Origin of the sequence: Idiomarina sp. ST20R2A10, from assembly GCF_051842345.1 — a bacterium.
GTDB lineage: Bacteria > Pseudomonadota > Gammaproteobacteria > Enterobacterales > Alteromonadaceae > Idiomarina > Idiomarina loihiensis.
In genome coordinates, this window is sequence record NZ_JBNIEY010000055.1 from 1 (window position 1) to 264 (window position 264).

Annotated in this window: 1 protein-coding gene; it reads right to left on the bottom strand. The window is 68.9% G+C overall.

Going from position 1 to position 264, the window contains the following annotated elements; translation table 11 throughout:
• The coding region (locus ACP7H9_RS14285) for a DR2241 family protein (RefSeq protein WP_439222945.1) at positions 1 to 264 on the bottom strand (264 nt) is incomplete at both ends.

Genomic DNA, 264 nt, shown 5'->3' on the forward strand with positions numbered 1-264 from the left:
CGCCAGTGGGTCACGTCGAGTTCGCCCTCTTGCTCGCGATGCCAGTTCGCGACGGTCGCCGGGTAGAACGCGTCGACTGTTGTGACGAACTCGCTCGCCGAGAGGGCCGGGAACGCCCAGCCGGTCTGGAGCGACGGCGCGGTCTTGAGCGGGCGGTAGCCGCCGTCGTCGTCGTGTTTCGCGATTTCGCGCGCGTCGAGTGGCTCGTCGTGGGCATCGAGCACGCTGCTGCCGACATCTGCATCCGCGCGGTGCCGGATGCTG